Genomic DNA, 18,786 nt, shown 5'->3' on the forward strand with positions numbered 1-18,786 from the left:
GCATCTTGCCGCACCTTCAGATCAAAAATACAGCGGACCTGCCGTCTTTGGCGGCAACCTACGCATTTTGACGAAGGCAACAACAATGACAGACGTGCCGACCGGCATGACGCGTCGCAATCTGCTGACGCTGATCGGGACCGTGGCGGGTAGCGCCGCAATGTATAGCGCAATGAGTTCAATGGGCTTTGCGCAGGCGTCCAATTACGACGGCCGCCTGAAGCTCGAAGGCGATCCGAAGGGCGCTTCCGTGCTGATCCTCGGTGCCGGGCTGGCGGGCATGAGCGCGGCCTATGAGCTGCGGGCCGCGGGTTACAAGGTGCAGGTGCTCGAATACCGCGAGAAGGCGGGCGGTCGCTGCTGGACGCTGCGCTCGGGAGATACCTATACCGAACTTGGCGGCTTCACGCAGAAGGTGGACTTCGCAGAGGGTAATTACATCAACCCCGGCCCGTGGCGCATTCCGCACGACCATTATGCGGTGCTCGACTACTGCAAGCGTTTCGGTGTGAAGCTGGAACCGTTCATTCAGGTCAACCACAACGCCTATCTGCACAATACCAATGCGTTCGACGGCAAGCCCCAGCGCTTCAAGGAGATTGCGGCGGACTACCGCGGCCATGTCGCGGAATTGCTGGCCAAGGCAGCCAATGCCGACAAGCTCGACGACATCGCCACTACGGAGGATCTCAAGATTCTCGTGGCCTCGCTGAAGCGCTACGGTGGCCTGAACGAGGATCTGGAATATGTCGCCGGAGAGGACAGCTCCGAACTCCGCGGCTGGAAGAAGGCGCCGGGCGGCGGCGTGGATGGCAAGCCAGAACCATCGGAGCCGATCAGCCTTTCGGAAATCCTGAAATCCAACCTCTGGCGCTCGCTCGTCACCGGCGAGTCGATCGACCATCAGGCGGCGATCTTCCAACCGGTCGGCGGGATGGACATGATCGCACAGGCCTTCCAGCGGGAGGTGGGCGACCTCATCACCTTCAATGCCAAGGTCATCCGCATCGCGCAGGACGACAAGGGGGTGAGCGCGACCTACGTCCCCTCGCACGGCACGGGCGAGGAAACGACGGTCACGGCGGATTACTGCATCTGCACGATCCCCTTCTCCGTTCTTGGACAGATCGACCACAACTTCTCCTCCGAGATGACGTCGATCATCGACAGCACGTCCTATTATGCGTCGTTCAAATGCGGGCTGGAGTTCAAACGGCGCTTCTGGGAGGAGGACGAACATATCTACGGCGGGATCAGCTACACCAATCTGCCGATCTCGCAGATATCCTACCCCTCCACGGGCTATTTCTCCTCCGGACCCGGCGTGCTGCTGGGCGGGTATTGCTGGGGAGCGTCGGCCTATCAGTTCGCGGCGCTGCCGCCCGAGAAGCGGATCGAGAAGGCACTGGAGATGGGGGCGCAGATCCATCCGCAGTATCATGAGGAGTTCAAGACCGGCGTCGCCGTCGCATGGCACCGCGTGCCGTGGGTGCTGGGCTGCTACGCGAACTGGAAAGACAAAGAGAACGACTATCCCAAGGCCGTTCAGATGGACGGCCGGACGCTGATGGCGGGTGAACATCTCTCCTACCTGCCCGCCTGGATGGAAGGTGCCATCCTGTCGTCTCTGGACGCAGTGAAGCGTCTGCATTCGCATGTAACCAAGGCCTGAGCGCGAGGATGACCCAGATGAAGACGTTTCTGACGGCGGCGCTCGCACTGCTGGCCGCACCGGCGCTGGCCGATGACCCGGAGCTGTTCAAAAGCCCGACCGTTCTGACCCAGAAAAGCGGCGAGGCGATCTACAACGCGATCTGCGCGGGATGCCACATGCCGCAAGGAGAGGGTGCTGTCGGCGCGGGTCACTACCCCGCGCTCGCCGCCAACCCGATGCTGGAAGGCGCTGACTATCCGGTTTACATCGTGCTCCACGGTCAGAAGGCGATGCCCGCCATCGGAAGTCTGCTCGATGATGCCCAGGTCGCGGAAGTGGTGAACTACATCCGCACCCATTTCGGCAATGACTATCAGGAGCCGGCGACGCCGGAGATGGTCAAGGCCGCCCGCTGACCCGGCTGGCCCCGCAAGAGGCGGGGCTGCCCCTCCCGCCTGCCCGGCGGGCAATGAGACAAGAAGGAAGTTGACAGATGAAGAAACTCGCCCTTGCGGCCGCGATCCTCGCACTCCCGGTTGCCGCCCAGGCCGAAGACGTGGTGCGCCACCTCACGCCCGGCTCCACCTTCCCGATCGCCCGTGCGGTCGAAGTGCCGGCTGGCAAGACCACGGTCTATGTGTCCGGGATGGTGCCGAAGGTGACGAATGAAGCCGCGCCCAAGGGCTCGGTCGAGTCCTATGGCGACATGAAAACCCAGACGGTCAGTGTGCTGGAGTCGATCGAGGCAACACTGAAGGACATCGACCTGACAATGGGCGATGTGGTGAAGATGCAGGTCTATCTTGTGGCGCCCGAAGGTGCCGCGGCCGACTTCAAGGGCTTCATGGAGGGCTATACCCAGTTCTTCGGCACGGAAGCGCAACCGAAGCTGCCCGCCCGTTCCGCGATGATCGTGGATGCGCTGGTCAACCCGGCATGGCTCGTCGAGATCGAAGTCACCGCCGTCCGGCCCTGAGGACGTGATCTTCCCTCCACGCGGGGGGAACTAACAGGCTGCTGAAAAGTCACTGATCTGTCGCGTTTGCGTTGGAAGCCAGACAAGGCCTGGTAGCGAGCCAGAGCTCCGAGTTCTCCCGTGCGCTCAACACGATGGAGAAGATCTCTGCCCGGAGAGCAAGCCGGAATTGCTTGTTCAGCACCTGCAAAATGGGGCGCCGGGGACGGCGCCCTTCTGGCTACAGCGCATCTTTCGATGCGCGGGCGGCGACCGATCCCATGGAAGCACCGCCAGCCCATTCGTCGCCCCGGGCGGTTTGGAGCACCCGCTACCCGGGTCAGACCACTTCACATCCTATGCGCCGGGTCTGACTGTGCGCCTAGCCGGACTGCGCGCCGGGGCTGACTACCGGTCAGCCCTGCGCTGCCATCCACGCGTCGATACCGGCCTGCGCGACGGCCTGGTCCTGAGCGGGTGAGCCGGAGGATATGCCGATGCCGCCGACAACATCGCCGTTCCATACCACAGGCAAACCACCCCCGACGACCATCAGGCGGCCCCCGATAGCGGAGTTGATACCGTAGGCAGGGGATCCCGGCTGACTTGCGCTCCCATAATCGTGGGTCGCTTTCTTGGCCGCGGAAGCCGTGAAGGCCTTGTCGATCGCGATGGTTGTCGAGGTGACCTTCCCGCCTTCCATCCGCTCGAAAGCAATGAGCTGTCCGCTTTCATCCGTCACGGCGATGCACATCGGTACGCCGATTTCCTTTGCGTGTGCAGCGGCACCCGCGATCAACTTTCGTGCGTCTTCGATGTCCAGTCTCGTGAATGTCTTCATTAATCTTCCTCGGTCTTGGTGGAGAACAATCGCGTATAGGGCTTTGTCATGAGAGACCTCCGACATCCACTGCCTAACGGGGTTTCTTTTTGCTCACCGCACCTCTGACGGGCGCGGCGAAGCCATCGCATGCTCACTGCAACGATCACCTGTTTCACCAGTATCTTCTGATGTCCTCCAGCGATCCCCACGCGCCGTTCCTAACTCAGTTCATGAGAAGGGGATCGTTGAGCCCCATAACATAGAAGGCAATACAGAGAAGGATCCCGGAAAAGCACAGGTAATAAATCGTCGGCAGAATGGTGATCCTGAGCGTCGCACCTTCCCGCCCGAGCAGGCCCACCGTCGCAGAGGCCGCCACGACATTGTGGATCGCGATCATATTACCCGCGGCCGCGCCCACGGACTGGCCCGCCACCATCAGGGCCGATGAAAGTCCAAGCCCTTGGGCAACCGAGAACTGGAACTGGCTCAGCATCAGGTTGCTGACAGTGTTAGAGCCGGCAAGGAAGGCCCCGAGCGCGCCGACCGCGGGCGCAAAGAACGGATAGACGGAACCGACCTGCATCGAAACCCAATCGGCGACGAGGATGGGCATGCTTTGCAGATCATTGGCATTGACGCCCGAATTGATCATGACCCGTACCATCGGAACGGTGAAGATCAGCACGAAGCCTGCGCCGGCGATCGTGGTGGTACTCTCCCGCATTGCCGCGGCGAAGCCCGAAAAGGACATGCGGTGCAGGAAGAAAGTAATCACGCAGATCATGACGAGAATGCCACCGGGCGAGAAGAGCAGCGAGAAATCACCGTTGATCCCCTGTTCCCCCATGATCCCGTTGAACATGACATTGGCGGATTTCAGAAGGTCGCCGAACGGCGCGAATGTCCGGCTCAGAACAAGCACCAGCGCCAGGATCACGTAGGGGGCCCAGGCCAGCGCCAGAGAAATTTTCTGCCGGGAAAGGTTGTCCAGCTTGATGTCGACCTTGCCGAACCATTCCTTTGCCCAGGCAGACGTCTCCGGGAAATCCCACGAGTCGCGCGGCACGAGGATGCGCCGCTTTGCCGCGAATGTCATGAGCGAGAGGCCCACGAGGCCACCGATGATCGAGGGAAACTCCGCCCCGAGGAATACGGCTGCCAGCACATAAGGGACCGTCATCGCGAACGCCGCCATGATGGCGAACGGCGCAATGGAAAGGCCCTCCGTCCAAGATTTGTTCTTGCCGAAGAACCGCGTCATGATGACGACGAGAAACAACGGCATGAACGTGCCGCAAATGGCATGGAGAATCGCCACCTCAGAGGTGATGAGGTGGAAGAAGTGCTGCCAGTTCGATCCGGCCGCAACGAGTTCGCCGGTGATGGCGGTCTGGTCCAGCCCGCCCTGCACACCAACGATAAGCGGTGTTCCTACCGCCCCGAAAGAAACGGGCGTGGACTGAATGATCAGACCGAAGACAACCGCCGCCATCGCCGGAAATCCTACAGCCACCATGAGCGGTGCCGCCACGGCAGCCGGCGTTCCGAAGCCGGATGCACCTTCTATGAAAGAGCCGAAGAGCCAAGCGATGAGGATGACCTGAATCCTCCGGTCGGGACTGATGGAGGTGAATCCCGAGCGGATTGTCGAAACCGCGCCCGAATGTTTAAGCGTGTTGAGCAGCAGCAGGGCACCGAAGATGATCCACAGCAGGCCGACGCTCTGTAAAAGGCCCTGCAGCGTGGAAGCGATCACGCGGCTTGGGCTGACCCCCCATGCAGTGAGAGCGACCACGACCGCGATGATATAGGTCAGCGGCATGACGTATTTCGCGGGTGCCCGAAAGCCCACCAGCAGGACGCCTGCCGTAAGAATTGGCAAAAACGCCAATAGCGCCAAGAAACCAGAACTCATCCCGCAACTTCCCCCCTAATGCAGCATAGACCGGCACCGCTCGCCTCGCTTGCTGGCTGCGGTCAATTTATCGTTTTGTTTCATCGACCCTCCCAGACCGATGATATTTTTTGGTAAAATATTTTTACCCGGCAAGTCAAACGGTATACCGATCTACCTTTGTGGAAACCGATTGCCTGCGCTACGGGCATCAAGATATCGGTGGGCATGATTATCAGCAGAGGTCGCGTCGATGAGCGAGACCAAGTCTATCGGACCGGAGCGGGCATCCGACTGCATACGCAAACACATTGAAAACCTGATCCTGGAAGGCTCCCTGAGGCCGGGCGAACCACTGCTGCCTGAGCGGGAGATGGCCGCCAGGCTCAACACATCCCGACCCACACTTCGGGATGCCCTCAAGGCCCTTGAGGCGGGTGGTCTGCTCATCAAGGACGGACGAACGGTCAAGGTCGCTCGGCTCGGCGCGAAAAGCATTACCGATCCCCTGCTCAAGATGCTATCCGATCACGGCGAGGTGGCCGACGACTATCTGGAGTTCCGGGATGTCGTGGAAAGTTCCGCCGCGGCAATGGCGGCAGAGCGCGCCAACGCACCCGAGATCAAGCGCATCCAGGATTGCGTGGCGCATATCGAGGCCGCGCATGATAACGGACGCCCGGCGGACGAAGTCGATGCCGACGTGGCACTTCATATCGCGATCTATGAGGCAAGCCATAATCTGGTATTGCTTCAGGTCATGCGTGCCCTCGCGGAAAACCTGAGAACGGACATTCTTCACAATCGGCAGCGCTTGTTCACCGTTCCAGATGTTCGCGACCTCCTGCGCGATCAGCACCTTGCGATCGCCCGTGCCATTATCGAACGGCAGCCGGAAGCGGCACGATCCGCAGCACATGAGCATCTGAGCTATCTTCGCCGCGCGATCCGGGAAGTCGATGAGGCACAGGTCAAGCTCGAACTCTCCCTACGGCGGCGCGACAGCGGGGGACTCAGCGCGCTCAAAGGCCAGACAAGCTCACACGAATGATGCGGACGGTGAGAATGACGCTCGATGAGCTACTCCCCGATTCTTGGACAGATTTCCGGCTGATTTAAGCTACTGCCTGGAGATCAGCAAACGTCAGATCGTAGCTCCCGTCACTGTCCGATTTTCGTGGAGTAGCTGAGATAGCGAGAGAACGATATTCAAAACGGCGATCAGGATGGCAGCGATGATACCGCAGCGTCGCCGGATAGCGCGCGCGTTATAAAATGAGTTGATGAGAAGGTTGTCGTAGCCATGCAGTTTTTGCAATGCAGCATTTTTCTCTATGACACGACGAATCGACTTGCAAAATCCATGCTGCGGTGCAAAATAACTTTCATAGGCGCTGCGATGCGCCCACGGGTTTCCCAAGGCTCACTCCTCCTCCCCGAGCCTCGGAAAATGGCGGCGACCCTCTCCTCCTCCCTGGGGTCGCCGCTCCCTCACTTCCGTTCTAGTAGAGATAGAACTTGTATCGCCGCACTGAGCCGACGCCTTGCGCCGGCTCGTTTTGGATCTGTCGCAGCGGCTTGGCGTCCTCGAGGCGCAGGTGGCCGAATTGGGGGAACGAGCTCGAAAAGTCAGAAATTCCCCCGACGACACTGCAGGCCGAGACCCAGGATCTGCGCGACGAGATCGCGTGGTTGAAGAACCTGCCGCCACGGCCACCGTTCAAACCCTCCGGCATGGACAAGATCACGGAACAGGAGGTTCGCAAGCCCGGCGGTCAACGGCGGGGCCGTGGCCCGAAGCGCGACAAGGACCGCGTCACGCGCGAGGAGGTTCTGGCGGTAGCTGTGCCCTCGGGATCGCGCTTCAAGGGATACGAAACCATCCTGGTTCGTGATCTGGCAATTTCGGCCGAGCTTATCCGCTATCGGCGCGAACGCTGGCTGACACCAGAGGGCAGGACGCTCATCGCGCCCTTGCCGGACGGGCTGCCGGGCGGTTTCGGCGCCAGCCTGCGTCGGTCTGCCTCGTGCTGCATGCCCAGGGCCAGGTGACGACGGAGCGGCTGACCTCGATCCTGAACGGGATCGGGATGGAGATCTCCAAGCGCCAGGTGGTGCGCATCCTGACCACGGGCCTCGATGACTTCGTGGCGGAGGATCAGGCCATCCTTCGAACAGGTCTGGCCACGGCGCCCTATATCAGCGTCGACGACACCGGTGCCCGTCATGCCCGCCGCGACGGGATCACCACGCAGATCGGCGGCGAGCGGTTCAGCGTGTTCCGCACGGGCCGCTCGAAGTCACGGCTGAACTTCCTTTCTCTCCTGCGGGAAGGACACGAAGATTACATCATCAACGATGCGGAACTCGACTATATGCGCCAGCGCAAGGTTGCGCCGGACGTCATCGCCCGGCTTGCTGGCCACCCCGAGACCTCATTCTGTTCACAGATGGCCTGGTATGATCACCTGGTGAGGCTGCGCCTGGATGTCTTCGACCCCAGCCTGGTGCGCGAGGTCAGCGAGGCCGCACTCTGGGGCGCGGTGCGCCATCACGGGCTGATGGGCCATGCAGTGGTCGTGTCCGACGATGCCGGACAGTTCCGCATTCCAATCATGCCCTGTGTTGGGCCCATGCCGAGCGGCTGCTGCAAAATGCCGAAAACACCTGAGCAGACCCGCAAATGGCTCCTCTACCGCGATCTGAAGCTCTGAAAACAAAAGTCGTCGGCTGTGAACGGGCCTGACCTCGCTCAACGCTTCGACGAGGTCTTTGGGCAGCGCACGCGCTACAAAGAACCGGGTCAATTGCTGGCTCGCCTGCACAGGCGAAAGCACGAACTGCTGAAGGTTGTGGAGCGACCGGAGATCCCGCTCCACCCCAATGCCTCCGAAAACGACCTGCGCGCCTGCGTCACCAAGCGCCGGATCTCGGGTGGCACGATGAGCACCGATGGTCGCCAGGCACGCGACGTCATGCTCGGCCTGATGAAGACCTGTCGCAAGCTCGGCATCTCCTTCTTCGCCGACTTGGGTGATCGCCTCGGCATCAACCCGACCCATGAGCCGGTTCCACCACTCCCCAGACTGGTCGAAACCACGCTCGCCTGAAACTCATTGCCCGGAAATCTGCCCCGCTTACGCGCACAACCTCCTTCGGTTCTCTGTATGCACAAGCTGAGAGCAAGCAGATCATTGGCGTTGCCGAAGGCCTCGTGTATTGGTTTATTTTATAACAATCGCTTATCCTTGGCGATTGGCTTTGCCGCGTCGCCGTTGAATTCCGCCCGACATTTTGCGCAAATCCGAAAGCGGGCGTGGATTGGATCGAGCGCCCGCGTTTGATCGTGGCGCTGTATCGTCAGCCCCTCGCCATCTCTCAGCAACTTGATCTCTGTGCAGTTCAACAGCAGCCTCAGGGGGCCACGCCGCGGGCGATGCGGGATCAGAGCCATGATGGCTTTTTGACTGCGGATCAGGCTGCAAAACTCGGAGAAAGGCCGTTAAAAGTCAACTTGCTGGTTTCTGGCAGCCATCGCGGTCGTTCGCCGCAAGGGCAAACCCGGTAGCGCTTCCCCAAGGATGCATTGCACCGCGGCATCGGAGATTACCAGTGGCTTTCCTTGAGGTCCGCACCACTGACCCTGGATCGCAGTCCTCGCCTCACGCGGTCGCGCCTATGGCACGGAACTGCGAAAAGGATTGGGACAGTGAAGTAAACCTTTGTCCGGCATCGTCAGCCTGCTGCGGGGGGCGGGGCAACGTGGGGTTCACACTCTCTGCTGACAATATGGCGGCGGGAGTATCACGACAGCGAGGCGGATGATCAGAGGTAACCCGTGTTCATCTCGCTAACGCTCGCGCTCAAGGCTGCGTATTCTTACTCTGGTACCGCCGGCGCCATATCGTTCGCACTGGAGGCGGTGCCCGGATCGACGCGTCTTCGCGATATTGAGTGCCCGCATCATGAGTTCAACGAAACCGTCAGGCGGCCGGACCCGGCCATCCCCCTCTGAACAAATATCTTCCGCGCTAGGCTGTAAGCCAAGCACTCCAGCAGCAAAGGCGATTGTGTACATGGTCAAGGTGACGCCTCTGGGCGATCAACATCTGGCAGGGTAGACCAGCGTGAAAGGCGTAGCTTTGTCGGTAAGCCCTTGCTCTCAGACGCAATTATCCACTGGCAGGGCGCTGAAAGCATCCCGCGGTTGCCGGAGGCGGAGGTCTTTCCGCATTGTTGAGCGCTCCGAAGGCCGCAAGTTTTTGCTCGTGACCGAACCGATTTTCTGGCTTTCGAGGCAAGCCCGAACAGGTGCCCGGCCTTTTCAGCAGCCTGCCAGGACCCGGGCACCGGAGGCTTCGGCCCCTCCGGCAAGACCGGAAGACCGGGCTATTCCGTCGTCATACCATCGCGAGCCATAGGATCCCGGGCCATACGCTCGCCCGCGCCGCGCATGGTCTCCGCTATGCGGAGGAGCTGCGGCCCGAGCGGGTTCGTCCGGCGCCATACCATGCCGATCCGCCGTTTCGGTCGCGGAGCGCTCAACCGCGTGACGGAGACAGCGGCAGAACGGCTTTCTACCGCGACCGCCATCTGTGGAATGAGCGTGACGCCGATCCCCGCCGCGACCATCTGGACCAGAGTGGAGAGCGAGCTACCCTCCATCAACTCGTTCGGCCCGTTGCCCGCGAGGCCGCAGAAAGCTAGCGCCTGATCGCGGAAACAATGTCCTTCTTCCAACAAAAGAAGTCGCATCTCGCGCAGCATCTCCGGGTTCGGCGCGGGACGGCCAGCTTCCTCCGGGTGGCGGACCAGCACGAACTCCTCCTCGAACAGCTCGTATTCCTCCAGCGACGGCTCCGAAACGGGCAGCGCGACAATGGCCGTGTCCAGCCGCCCCTCCCCCAGTTCCTCAATCAGCTTCTGGGTCACCGCCTCCCGGGGACGAAGGTCGAGATCGGGGAAACATTCCGCAAGCCGCTTGATGACGCCGGGCAGCAGATAGGGAGCCGCGGTGGGAATTACCCCGATCCTGAGCCGTCCCGCAAAGGGACTGGTCGCGGCACGAGCAAGATCGTCCAGCTCATCCACCGAGCGCACGATGTCCCGCGCGCGCTCCGCGAAGGCTCGGCCCAGCAAGGTAAGACGGATCTGCCGCCCGCCCCGTTCGATGAGCGGCGCGCCCAGCATCTCCTCCAGCTCCTTCATCTGCAACGACAGGGCGGGCTGCGAAATGGCGCAGGCCTCCGCCGCGCGCCCGAAATGCCCATGCCGGGCCAGAGCGTCGAAATAGCGGAGCTGTCGGATCGTGATGCCTATCATTAGTTCTACTTATCGCGCCAATTTGAAAATGCAAATTTCCATTATCGACAACTTCACATATAGTTCTGCCAGCAATCAGGAGGCCCCAACGGGCCGCCCGCCAGCGCGCACAGCAAGCGGAGACGGAACATGGACGGAAACGACATCAAGGGCGCGGGCAAATGCCCGGTGATGCACGGGGCGATCACGTCGGAGGGGGCCAGTGTCACCTCCTGGTGGCCCAACGCCCTGAAGCTGGAGATTCTCGCCCAGCATGACACCAAGACCGATCCGCTCGGTCGCGACTTCAACTATCGCGAGGCGTTGAAGTCGCTGGACGTCGAGGCGCTAAAGGCCGATGTCCGCGCCCTGATGACCGAAAGCCAGGACTGGTGGCCGGCGGACTGGGGCAGCTATGTCGGCATGTTCGCCCGGACGGCCTGGCACTCCGCCGGATCCTACCGCGCGACGGACGGTCGTGGCGGCGGCAGCCGGGGCAACCAGCGGTTCGCTCCGCTGAACTCCTGGCCGGACAACGTCAACACCGACAAGGGCCGCCGCCTTCTGTTCCCGATCAAGCAGAAATACGGCAATGCGGTCAGCTGGGCCGACCTCATCATGCTGGCCGGCACCATCGCCTATGAGGTCGCCGGTCTGAAGACCTACGGCTTCGCCTTCGGTCGCGAGGATATCTGGGCACCCGAGATCGACACCTACTGGGGCGCGGAAAAGGAATGGCTCGCCGCCTCCGACAACCGCTACGGCAATGTCGAGAAGGCGGACACGCTGGAAAACCCGCTCGCCGCCGTGCAGATGGGCCTGATCTACGTCAACCCCGAGGGCGTGAACGGCAAGCCGGACCCGATGCGGACCGCCGCAATGATGCGCGAGACCTTCGCCCGCATGGGTATGGATGACGAGGAGACCGTGGCGCTGACCGCGGGCGGCCATACCATCGGCAAGACCCACGGCAACGGCGACGCCGCCCTGCTCTCCGCCGACCCGGAAGCGGCGGATGTGGAATATCAGGGCCTTGGCTGGTTCAACACCAAGACGCGCGGCATCGGTCGCGACACGGTGGTTTCCGGTCTCGAAGGCGCATGGACGACGAACCCGACCAAATGGGACAACGGCTTCTTCGAGATGCTGTTCAACCATGAATGGACGCTGACCCGCAGCCCCGCCGGTGCACAGCAGTGGGAACCGATCGCCATTGCCGATGCCGACAAACCCGTGGACGTGGAGGATCCCTCGATCCGTCACAACCCGATGATGACGGATGCGGACATGGCGCTGAAGGTGGACCCGGTCTACCGCGAGATCTCGCTGCGCTTCATGAACGATTTCGCGGCGTTCTCGGATGCGTTCGCCCGTGCCTGGTTCAAGCTCCTGCACCGTGACATGGGGCCGAAGGTCCGCTACTTCGGGCCGGACGCGCCGCAGGAAGACCTGATCTGGCAGGATCCGGTGCCGCAGGGCGCGACCGGCTACGATATCGCCGCGGTGAAGGCGAAGATCGAGGCGTCGGGACTGTCCACTTCCGATCTGGTGACCACCGCCTGGGACAGCGCGCGCACCTTCCGCCAGTCGGACCGTCGCGGCGGTGCGAACGGCGCGCGGATCCGGCTTGCTCCGCAGAAGGACTGGGCGGGTAATGAACCGGAGCGTCTGGGGCGTGTGCTCGCCGTTCTTGAGCCGATCGCGGCTGAGTCGGGTGCAAGCCTTGCGGACGTGATCGTGCTCGCCGGGAATGTCGGGGTGGAGCGGGCGGCCAAAGCCGCGGGCTTCGACATCACGGTGCCTTTCGCTCCCGGCCGCGGCGATGCGACGGCGGAGATGACGGATGCCGACTCCTTCGACGTCCTGGAACCGATCCATGACGGTTTCCGCAACTGGGTGAAGCGGGACTACGTCGTTCCGGCCGAGGAACTGCTGCTTGACCGGACGCAGCTCATGGGGCTAACCGCGCCAGAGATGACGGTGCTCGTCGGCGGGATGCGGGTGATCGGCACGAACCACGGCGGCGCGAAGCACGGCGTGTTCACTGATCGCGAAGGCGCGCTGACGACCGATTTCTTCGTCAACCTGACAGATATGCGCAATACCTGGGCGCCGACCGGCGAGGGGCTCTACGCTATCCGCGATCGCAAGACCGGGGCGCAGAAATGGACGGCAACGCGCGTTGACCTCGTCTTCGGGTCCAACTCCATCTTGCGTGCCTATGCTGAGCTTTACGCCCAGAACGATGCGAAGGAGACCTTCGTGAAGGATTTCGTCGCCGCCTGGACCAAGGTGATGAACGCCGACCGCTTCGACCTCGTCTGAAGCACGGAAAACGGAACGAAACGGCCCGGCGGTCCTCCGCCGGGCCGTTTCATATCCGGCGCGTCCATGGAACAGGAGTATCCGCCCGCGCGTTTGGTGTCACGTGACCGAGTGCAGGAGGATCCCCCATGGTCGGCCAGACGCCTCAGAACCAGACATCCACGGGCCAGAAACCCGAAGACAAGCCCCCCGTCCCCCATGAGCAGCGCAAGGATCAGCCGTTGAAGGAGATCGCCGATGAGCAGGACGATCCCGACCGCAAGGGCGGCCCAGCCCCCGCGCCGGGTGCGAGCGACTAGGTCAGAGAGAACGGCCTGTTAGTTCCACACCTCGGGCATCACCGCATTCCGCCTGCTGGACGGAGCGCACACACGCTTTGACAGGCCGGACCTCCGCTTGGGCGGAGATCATCAACAACACGATAAGTCCAGCCCGAAACCCGCCTTTACAGCGGGCACATCCGGCCATTGCCGAACATGACAGCCACCTTCAGGTTACGAGGCTACCCCTAGACTTGGAATATCCACGTAATTTCCAATTGTTGGCCGATTTTCGAGGTCGCGACGTCGGCGTCGTGTCGCACAGAACCACCGCAAACCGTTGGAAGAAACTGGGATTCCGATCAGATTGGGTTGCCTGCCACATTCGGATCCCAGATGACTCTTCCACGGTCGCTCTCCGGGTGAATGACAATCACGGGCCGCTGCGAGATCAGCTTGGCGCTCTCAGTCTTCCCGCTTCGCAGCCACTCCAGGACGGACGCCGTTGGCGATTGGTCGGGGTCGCGACGGATTGACCTGCCTATGATGTCGACGCACTGGCCTTGAAAGCCGATATCGTTCGGGTGGCGTCCAAAGCGCGAAGGGCCGAAATCCTGGACGCCACGGCGCCGGTATGGGAAGGGCCGCGCAGGATGCTCGGCTAAGAAGGCCCATACATCCAGATCTTTCACGCCTCGGCTCCTGCGAACAAAGTGCTCGGCACCACCTTGGCAAAGGCACAACATCATCAGGCGGTCCGGTAGAGATCGCCCGTCTCGGGTCGCCTCGCGAATAACTGCTGCAGGTCATCGTAGGCCAGCTCTGCAAGACGCTGGAGGTGAGTAGCGGCGAACGGCTCGAATGACCGCTCGGATAGTGGTGAGGATGTTGGGTCATCTTGCATGATGACGCCAGCTTACCCCAACAGATTCGCCTCGACCATGACCATCGCCTTTTGGTGATCGGGCGAGGGGAATAGGTGGCCGTAGCGCTCCATGGTCATCTGGATCGAGGAATGGCCCGGTCATGACCTCCTTGATCGAGAACCCCTGCTCGATCCACAGCGACACGGCGAATGCGGGGCAGCACAGGCAGGACGACGGCCCTCCAAAAACAGCCGTCCGAAAACCAGCCGGGAAGCGCATCCGCCACGGGTCCAGACAGCCGGCGGCGTTACTTCGGAGCCGCGTGGATGGGATCGACCCAATAGACGCTCTCCGGCGGCTCAACCGGATCGACGTCGGTTATGTTGACCACCACCGCCTCGTTGTCCGAGCGCACCAGCACGCATTGCAGCACCTGTTCCGGGTCGGCGTTGATCTCCTGATGCGGCACATAGGGTGGCACGTAGATGAAATCCCCCGGCCCCGCTTCCGCCACGAATTCCAGCCGCTCGCCCCAACGGAGCCGCGCGCGCCCGCTCACCACATAGATCACGCTTTCCAGCGGGCCGTGATGGTGCACGCCGGTCTTGGCGTCCGGTTCGATCGCCACGGTGCCCGCCCAGATCTTCTGCGCGCCGACACGGGCATGGTTGATCGCGGCCTGCCGGAACATGCCGGGCGTCTGCGCGGTGTTCGGGTCGAGCTGGTCGCCGCGGATTACCCGGACTCCGTCATGTTTCCAGCGTGGCGTGTCGCCCGAATGATCGTGCCCATGGTCATGGCCATGCGCGTGTCCGTCGGAATGGTCGTGCGGCATTTCTGATCTCCTTCTTGGCCGCGAGGCTAGCGCCACGCCCGCCGCACCGGAAGAGCCAATCTCACCGCTCGCCCTTCCCGGCGAGATCGGCGAGGATCGGGCACTCCGGGCGGGCATCCCCGTGGCAGCAGTCCACCAGCGTCCGCAGCGTGTCGCGCATGGCGGCGAGTTCGTCGATCTTGCGCTCGATCTCCCCCAGATGCCCCTCCGCGATCCGGCGCACATCGGCGGAGGCCCGCCCCCTGTCGGAATAGAGCGCCAGCAGCGCCCGGCATTCCGCGATGGAAAAGCCGAGCGACCGCGCCCGCCCGAGAAAGCCCAGCCGGTGCAGGTCCTGCCCTGAATAGCTGCGGTAGCCATTGCCCCGGCGCGCCGGCGTGACAAGGCCGATATCCTCGTAATACCGGATGGTCTTGGCGGGCATGTCCAGCGCCTCCGCCACTTCACCTATGTTCATCGCCCGCTCCTCATTCCGCAGGAACGGCGCGCGCCGCCGTCCCCTCCGCCATGACCGGCCGCACGAAGCGCAGCCGGAGCGCGTTCGTCAGCACGAAGACCGACGAAAGCGCCATCGCCCCCGCCGCCAGCATCGGCGACAGCATCATGCCGTTCACCGGATAGAGCACGCCCGCCGCCACCGGGATCAGCAATGCGTTGTAGCCGAAGGCCCAGAACAGGTTCTGCCCGATGTTGCGCATCGTCCGGCGGGAAATGTCGAGCGCATTGACCACACCCCGCAGGCTGCCCGACATCAGCACCACGTCGGCGCTCTCGATCGCGACATCGGTGCCGGTGCCGATCGCCAGCCCGACATCCGCCTGCGCCAACGCCGGGGCGTCGTTGATACCATCGCCGACAAAGGCGACCGGGCCGAACCGTGTGCGGAGCGCGTCTATCGCCTCCACCTTGCCCGCGGGCAGCACCTCGGCCACCACCTCGTCGATCCCCGTTTCCCGCGCGATGGCGGCGGCGGTGGCGCGATTGTCTCCGGTGATCATCGCGACTTTCAGACCCATGTCGTGCAGGGCTGCGATGGCGGCGGGCGTGTCCGGTTTCAGCGGATCCGACACGGCGATCACCGCTGCTGCCCTACCGTCCACGGCCATGTAGAGCGGCGTGCGCCCGCGCGCGCCGAGCGCAGCCCCCCGCTCCGCCAGAACGCCAAGCGCAACGCCCTCCCGCACCATCAGCCGGTCGGCGCCGATCAGCACCCGGTGCCCGTCCACGCGGGCGGCAAGGCCGTAGCCGGTGAGGGACTGGAATTCCTCCGCCTCCGGCAGCGGCCCGGTTCCGAACGCCCGCCGGATCGCTTCCCCCACGGGATGTTCCGAATTGGCCTCCGCCGCCGCGGCAAGGCGCAGCACCTCCGCCCGGTCGAAACCGTCGGCGGGGATCAGGTCCGTCAGCTCGGGCCGCCCCGCCGTCAGGGTGCCGGTCTTGTCGAGTGCGACGACCTTCACTTCCTGCAGCTTCTGCAGCGCGTCGCCCTTGCGGAACAACACGCCCATTTCCGCCGCGCGGCCGGACCCCACCATGATGGAGGTCGGCGTGGCCAGCCCCATCGCGCAGGGGCAGGCGATGATGAGCACCGAAACTCCCGCCACAAGCGCATGGGCGAGGTCCGGTCCCCAGATCAGCCACACCGCCACGGTCAGCAGCGCGACCGCGATCACCGCCGGCACAAAGCGCAGCGTCACCTTGTCCACCAACCCCTGAATGGGCAGCTTCGCGCCCTGCGCCTGCTCCACGAGCCGGATGATCTGGGCCAGCATCGTCTCCGCCCCGACCCGCGTCGCGCGGAAGCGCAGGGTGCCCGTGCGGTTCACCGTGCCCGCAACGACTTCCGCGCCCTCCCCCTTCTCCACCGGGACAGGTTCGCCCGTGATCATGCTCTCATCGACGAAGGTGGAGCCAGAGATCACCGTGCCATCCACCGCAATGCGCTCCCCCGGGCGGACGGAGACGATATCGTCCGCCGCGATGCGGTCGATGGGCAGTTCGACCGTTTCGCCGTCCCGCTCCACCCGCGCCGTGCGGGGCTGCAGGCCAACCAGCCGGCGGATGGCCTCGCCCGTGCGGCCCTTGGCCCGCGCCTCCATCCAGCGCCCGACAAGGATCAGCGTCACGATCACCGCCGCCGCCTCGAAATAGACCGCGCGGGCGGAGGCGGGCAGCCAGCCGGGCGCGATCAGAACGAATGTCGAATAGATCCAGGCCGCCGAGGCGCCGAGCGCCACGAGGCTGTTCATGTCTGGTGCACCCTTCGCCAGCGCCCGGAACCCCTGCGTGAAGAAGCGCCGCCCCGGACCCGCCAGAACCAGCGTGGTCAGCACGAACTGGATGACCCAGCTCACGCGCATGCCCAGCGTGTTCATCACCCACATATGCACGGCCGGTATCAGGTGGCTGCCCATTTCGAGGACAAAGACCGGCAGCGTCAGCACCGCCGCCAGCAGCACACGGCGCCTGAGGGCCGCGGCCTCCTCGGCCTTGCGATCCACGGCCTCCGCCATCGCCGCGCCCTTCACCGTCGCCGGATAGCCCGCCGCAGCCGCGGCAGCCGCGATTTCCCCACGGCTGACGGCACCCTCCAGAAAATCGACGGTCGCCGTTTCGGCGGCAAGGTTCACACGCGCATCCGTCACGCCGGGAAGCGCTTTCAGCGCCTTCTCCACCCGGCCGACGCAAGACGCGCAGGACATTCCCTGAATATCGAACACCGCTTCCTCGACCCGCGCCGGATACCCGGCCCCGGCCAGCGCCGCAATCAGCGCGGTGGGATCGGGACGGGTCGCGCCTGTGCTGGTCATGCCTGTGCCGGCCGGGGCGGAACTGGCCGGCGCGGCGTAATCCACCGTCGCCGTTTCGGCGGCAAGGTTCGCGCGGGCATCCGTCACGCCGGGTACCGCCTTCAGCGCCTTCTCCACCCGGCCGACGCAGGACGCGCAGGACATCCCCTCCACGCCGAGCGTGATGGACTGTTGAATGGTCATCTGCCCCTCCTTTGTTTGCGGGACAACGTGACAGATAAAGGTTCCAGAAACTGGAAGGTCAAGCCCTGCCGACAAATCGCCTTCAGGCAATGCCCTGCGCCACTGGCACGCTTCTGTGGCAGCGCCGGTCCGCATGCGACGAGGGCTTGCCGCAGCCTCACCGCGCGGCATCTTCTCCCGGAGGGGATATCTGCACGGGGGGCTGGCCCATGTCACGCCGGAGCGCGGGGCTGCTTCTCTACCGCCGTCCCCCTACCGGGGTGGAGGTGCTGCTCGTCCATCCGGGCGGGCCATACTGGCGCCGCCAGGACGCGGGCGCATGGTCCGTTCCAAAAGGGGAATACGGCCCGCAGGAATCCCCCGAGGCCGCTGCCCGCCGTGAAATGATGGAGGAAACCGGTCTCGTTGTGGGCACGCCGCTCCTGCCCCTCGGCACGATCCGGCAGAAGGGCGGCAAGGAGGTCACCGCCTTCGCGACCGAGGGGGATTTCGACCCCGCAACGCTGGTCAGCAACAGTTTCGAGATGGAATGGCCCCCGCGCAGCGGCCATACCGTCTCCTTTCCGGAAGTCGATCAGGCCCGCTGGTTCCCCTTGGCAGAGGCCCGGATCCGCCTTCTGCCCGCGCAGGTTCCGTTTCTTCACCGTCTGGAACAGGCGCTTTACAGGTGAGCAGGTGAGCAGGTGAGCAGGTGAGCAGGTGAGCAGGTGAGCAGGTGAGCAGGTGAGCAGGTGAGCAGGTGAGCAGGTGAGCAGGTGAGCAGGTGAGCGCCTTCTCTCCTCAGCCCGTCAAGCGGAGAACACAGTTCTGCAGATCATCCCGGATATTTTCCGCCCATGCACGATGGGGCAATCCTCTATGTAGAGCAGGTGCGAAC

At 63.2% G+C, this 18,786-nt stretch carries 19 protein-coding genes; 11 read left to right on the forward strand and 8 right to left on the reverse strand.

The annotated features are described in order from the left end of the window. The first annotated feature begins 85 nt into the window (after positions 1-85). The 3 genes from CG51_RS13430 to CG51_RS13440 all read left to right on the forward strand — a co-directional run bounded on the left by CG51_RS13430 (position 86) and on the right by CG51_RS13440 (position 2,630). Positions 86-1,672, forward strand: a complete 1,587-nt coding sequence (locus CG51_RS13430; RefSeq protein WP_035745834.1) for an NAD(P)/FAD-dependent oxidoreductase — start codon at positions 86-88, stop codon at positions 1,670-1,672. A 17-nt stretch (positions 1,673-1,689) separates the two neighbouring features. Next, a complete protein-coding gene (locus CG51_RS13435; protein WP_233141230.1) occupies positions 1,690-2,070 on the forward strand; it encodes a c-type cytochrome in 381 nt (126 codons plus the stop codon). A gap of 77 nt (positions 2,071-2,147) precedes the next feature. Then, a complete protein-coding gene (locus CG51_RS13440; RefSeq protein WP_035745838.1) occupies positions 2,148-2,630 on the forward strand; it encodes a RidA family protein in 483 nt (160 codons plus the stop codon). 394 nt (positions 2,631-3,024) lie between these two features. On the opposite strand, the gene CG51_RS13445 is transcribed toward CG51_RS13440, so the two are convergent. Continuing rightward, positions 3,025-3,450: a GlcG/HbpS family heme-binding protein gene (locus tag CG51_RS13445; protein WP_035745840.1), complete on the reverse strand. Its 426-nt coding sequence runs from the start codon at positions 3,448-3,450 to the stop codon at positions 3,025-3,027. A 205-nt stretch (positions 3,451-3,655) separates the two neighbouring features. Further along, positions 3,656-5,350 carry an L-lactate permease gene (locus tag CG51_RS13450; RefSeq protein WP_035745841.1) on the reverse strand — a complete coding sequence of 565 codons (1,695 nt, stop codon included), beginning with the start codon at positions 5,348-5,350 and terminating at the stop codon, positions 3,656-3,658. A 232-nt stretch (positions 5,351-5,582) separates the two neighbouring features. On the opposite strand from CG51_RS13450, the gene CG51_RS13455 reads away from it, so the two are divergent. Continuing rightward, entirely contained in the window at positions 5,583-6,380 is a 798-nt protein-coding gene (locus CG51_RS13455) for an FCD domain-containing protein (protein WP_035745843.1), read from the forward strand. Between the two features lie 93 nt (positions 6,381-6,473). Here CG51_RS13455 and CG51_RS20120 read toward each other — a convergent pair whose 3' ends face one another. Further along, positions 6,474-6,749, reverse strand: coding sequence for a hypothetical protein (locus tag CG51_RS20120; RefSeq protein WP_143412867.1), 276 nt, complete (start codon positions 6,747-6,749; stop codon positions 6,474-6,476). A gap of 98 nt (positions 6,750-6,847) precedes the next feature. Here CG51_RS20120 and CG51_RS20125 point away from each other — a divergent pair, with 98 nt between their 5' ends. From CG51_RS20125 to CG51_RS20135, 4 genes are all read left to right on the forward strand, one after another. Then, positions 6,848-7,381 carry a hypothetical protein gene (locus tag CG51_RS20125; protein ID WP_156961347.1) on the forward strand — a complete coding sequence of 178 codons (534 nt, stop codon included), beginning with the start codon at positions 6,848-6,850 and terminating at the stop codon, positions 7,379-7,381. Beyond that, entirely contained in the window at positions 7,357-8,043 is a 687-nt protein-coding gene (locus CG51_RS20560) for a hypothetical protein (protein ID WP_198947684.1), read from the forward strand. The genes CG51_RS20125 and CG51_RS20560 overlap by 25 nt, the downstream gene beginning before the upstream one ends. 18 nt (positions 8,044-8,061) lie before the next feature. After that, entirely contained in the window at positions 8,062-8,439 is a 378-nt protein-coding gene (locus tag CG51_RS20565; protein ID WP_198947683.1) for an IS66 family transposase, read from the forward strand. Positions 8,440-8,645: 206 nt separating this feature from the next. Beyond that, positions 8,646-8,897 (forward strand): hypothetical protein, encoded by a 252-nt coding sequence (locus CG51_RS20135; RefSeq protein ID WP_143412879.1) that lies wholly within the window; start codon positions 8,646-8,648, stop codon positions 8,895-8,897. 821 nt (positions 8,898-9,718) lie between these two features. Here the strand turns inward: CG51_RS20135 and CG51_RS13470 are convergent. Further along, on the reverse strand, positions 9,719-10,651 hold the full coding sequence (locus CG51_RS13470; protein WP_035745845.1) for a LysR substrate-binding domain-containing protein: 933 nt from the start codon (positions 10,649-10,651) through the stop codon (positions 9,719-9,721). Positions 10,652-10,780: 129 nt separating this feature from the next. Between CG51_RS13470 and katG the strand changes: the two genes are divergently transcribed. Together katG and CG51_RS20140 are read left to right on the forward strand one after the other, a co-directional pair. Further along, the gene (katG, locus tag CG51_RS13475; protein WP_035745846.1) at positions 10,781-12,955 is read left to right on the forward strand and encodes a catalase/peroxidase HPI; all 2,175 of its coding nucleotides are present in this window, start codon (positions 10,781-10,783) and stop codon (positions 12,953-12,955) included. Positions 12,956-13,083: 128 nt separating this feature from the next. Continuing rightward, positions 13,084-13,254 (forward strand): hypothetical protein, encoded by a 171-nt coding sequence (locus CG51_RS20140; RefSeq protein WP_156961348.1) that lies wholly within the window; start codon positions 13,084-13,086, stop codon positions 13,252-13,254. 323 nt (positions 13,255-13,577) lie between these two features. On the opposite strand, the gene CG51_RS13480 is transcribed toward CG51_RS20140, so the two are convergent. The 4 genes from CG51_RS13480 to CG51_RS13495 all read right to left on the reverse strand — a co-directional run bounded on the left by CG51_RS13480 (position 13,578) and on the right by CG51_RS13495 (position 17,909). Continuing rightward, positions 13,578-13,907: a hypothetical protein gene (locus CG51_RS13480; RefSeq protein ID WP_051930589.1), complete on the reverse strand. Its 330-nt coding sequence runs from the start codon at positions 13,905-13,907 to the stop codon at positions 13,578-13,580. Between the two features lie 481 nt (positions 13,908-14,388). Further along, positions 14,389-14,916, reverse strand: a complete 528-nt coding sequence (locus CG51_RS13485) for a cupin domain-containing protein (protein WP_035745849.1) — start codon at positions 14,914-14,916, stop codon at positions 14,389-14,391. 61 nt (positions 14,917-14,977) lie between these two features. Then, positions 14,978-15,373, reverse strand: coding sequence for a Cu(I)-responsive transcriptional regulator (gene cueR, locus CG51_RS13490; RefSeq protein ID WP_035745851.1), 396 nt, complete (start codon positions 15,371-15,373; stop codon positions 14,978-14,980). Between the two features lie 10 nt (positions 15,374-15,383). Further along, positions 15,384-17,909 (reverse strand): heavy metal translocating P-type ATPase, encoded by a 2,526-nt coding sequence (locus CG51_RS13495; protein ID WP_035745853.1) that lies wholly within the window; start codon positions 17,907-17,909, stop codon positions 15,384-15,386. Positions 17,910-18,118: 209 nt separating this feature from the next. Between CG51_RS13495 and CG51_RS13500 the strand changes: the two genes are divergently transcribed. Then, the gene (locus tag CG51_RS13500; protein ID WP_035745855.1) at positions 18,119-18,580 is read left to right on the forward strand and encodes an NUDIX hydrolase; all 462 of its coding nucleotides are present in this window, start codon (positions 18,119-18,121) and stop codon (positions 18,578-18,580) included. Positions 18,581-18,786: the final 206 nt, after the last annotated feature.

Source organism: Haematobacter missouriensis (assembly GCF_000740775.1).
Classification (GTDB): Bacteria; Pseudomonadota; Alphaproteobacteria; order Rhodobacterales; family Rhodobacteraceae; genus Haematobacter; species Haematobacter missouriensis.

What these genes read in the sequence shown, in the direction of transcription:
- CG51_RS13435 (WP_233141230.1), top strand. Translation starts at nt 1,690, where the DNA reads ATGAAGACGTTTCTGACGGCGGCGCTCGCACTGCTGGCCGCACCGGCG.
- CG51_RS20140 (WP_156961348.1), top strand. Translation starts at nt 13,084, where the DNA reads ATGGTCGGCCAGACGCCTCAGAACCAGACATCCACGGGCCAGAAACCC.
- cueR (WP_035745851.1), bottom strand. Translation starts at nt 15,373, where the DNA reads ATGAACATAGGTGAAGTGGCGGAGGCGCTGGACATGCCCGCCAAGACC.
- CG51_RS13485 (WP_035745849.1), bottom strand. Translation starts at nt 14,916, where the DNA reads ATGCCGCACGACCATTCCGACGGACACGCGCATGGCCATGACCATGGG.
- CG51_RS13500 (WP_035745855.1), top strand. Translation starts at nt 18,119, where the DNA reads ATGTCACGCCGGAGCGCGGGGCTGCTTCTCTACCGCCGTCCCCCTACC.
- katG (WP_035745846.1), top strand. Translation starts at nt 10,781, where the DNA reads ATGGACGGAAACGACATCAAGGGCGCGGGCAAATGCCCGGTGATGCAC.
- CG51_RS13430 (WP_035745834.1), top strand. Translation starts at nt 86, where the DNA reads ATGACAGACGTGCCGACCGGCATGACGCGTCGCAATCTGCTGACGCTG.
- CG51_RS13455 (WP_035745843.1), top strand. Translation starts at nt 5,583, where the DNA reads ATGAGCGAGACCAAGTCTATCGGACCGGAGCGGGCATCCGACTGCATA.
- CG51_RS13495 (WP_035745853.1), bottom strand. Translation starts at nt 17,909, where the DNA reads ATGACCATTCAACAGTCCATCACGCTCGGCGTGGAGGGGATGTCCTGC.
- CG51_RS13470 (WP_035745845.1), bottom strand. Translation starts at nt 10,651, where the DNA reads ATGATAGGCATCACGATCCGACAGCTCCGCTATTTCGACGCTCTGGCC.
- CG51_RS13450 (WP_035745841.1), bottom strand. Translation starts at nt 5,350, where the DNA reads ATGAGTTCTGGTTTCTTGGCGCTATTGGCGTTTTTGCCAATTCTTACG.
- CG51_RS13445 (WP_035745840.1), bottom strand. Translation starts at nt 3,450, where the DNA reads ATGAAGACATTCACGAGACTGGACATCGAAGACGCACGAAAGTTGATC.
- CG51_RS13440 (WP_035745838.1), top strand. Translation starts at nt 2,148, where the DNA reads ATGAAGAAACTCGCCCTTGCGGCCGCGATCCTCGCACTCCCGGTTGCC.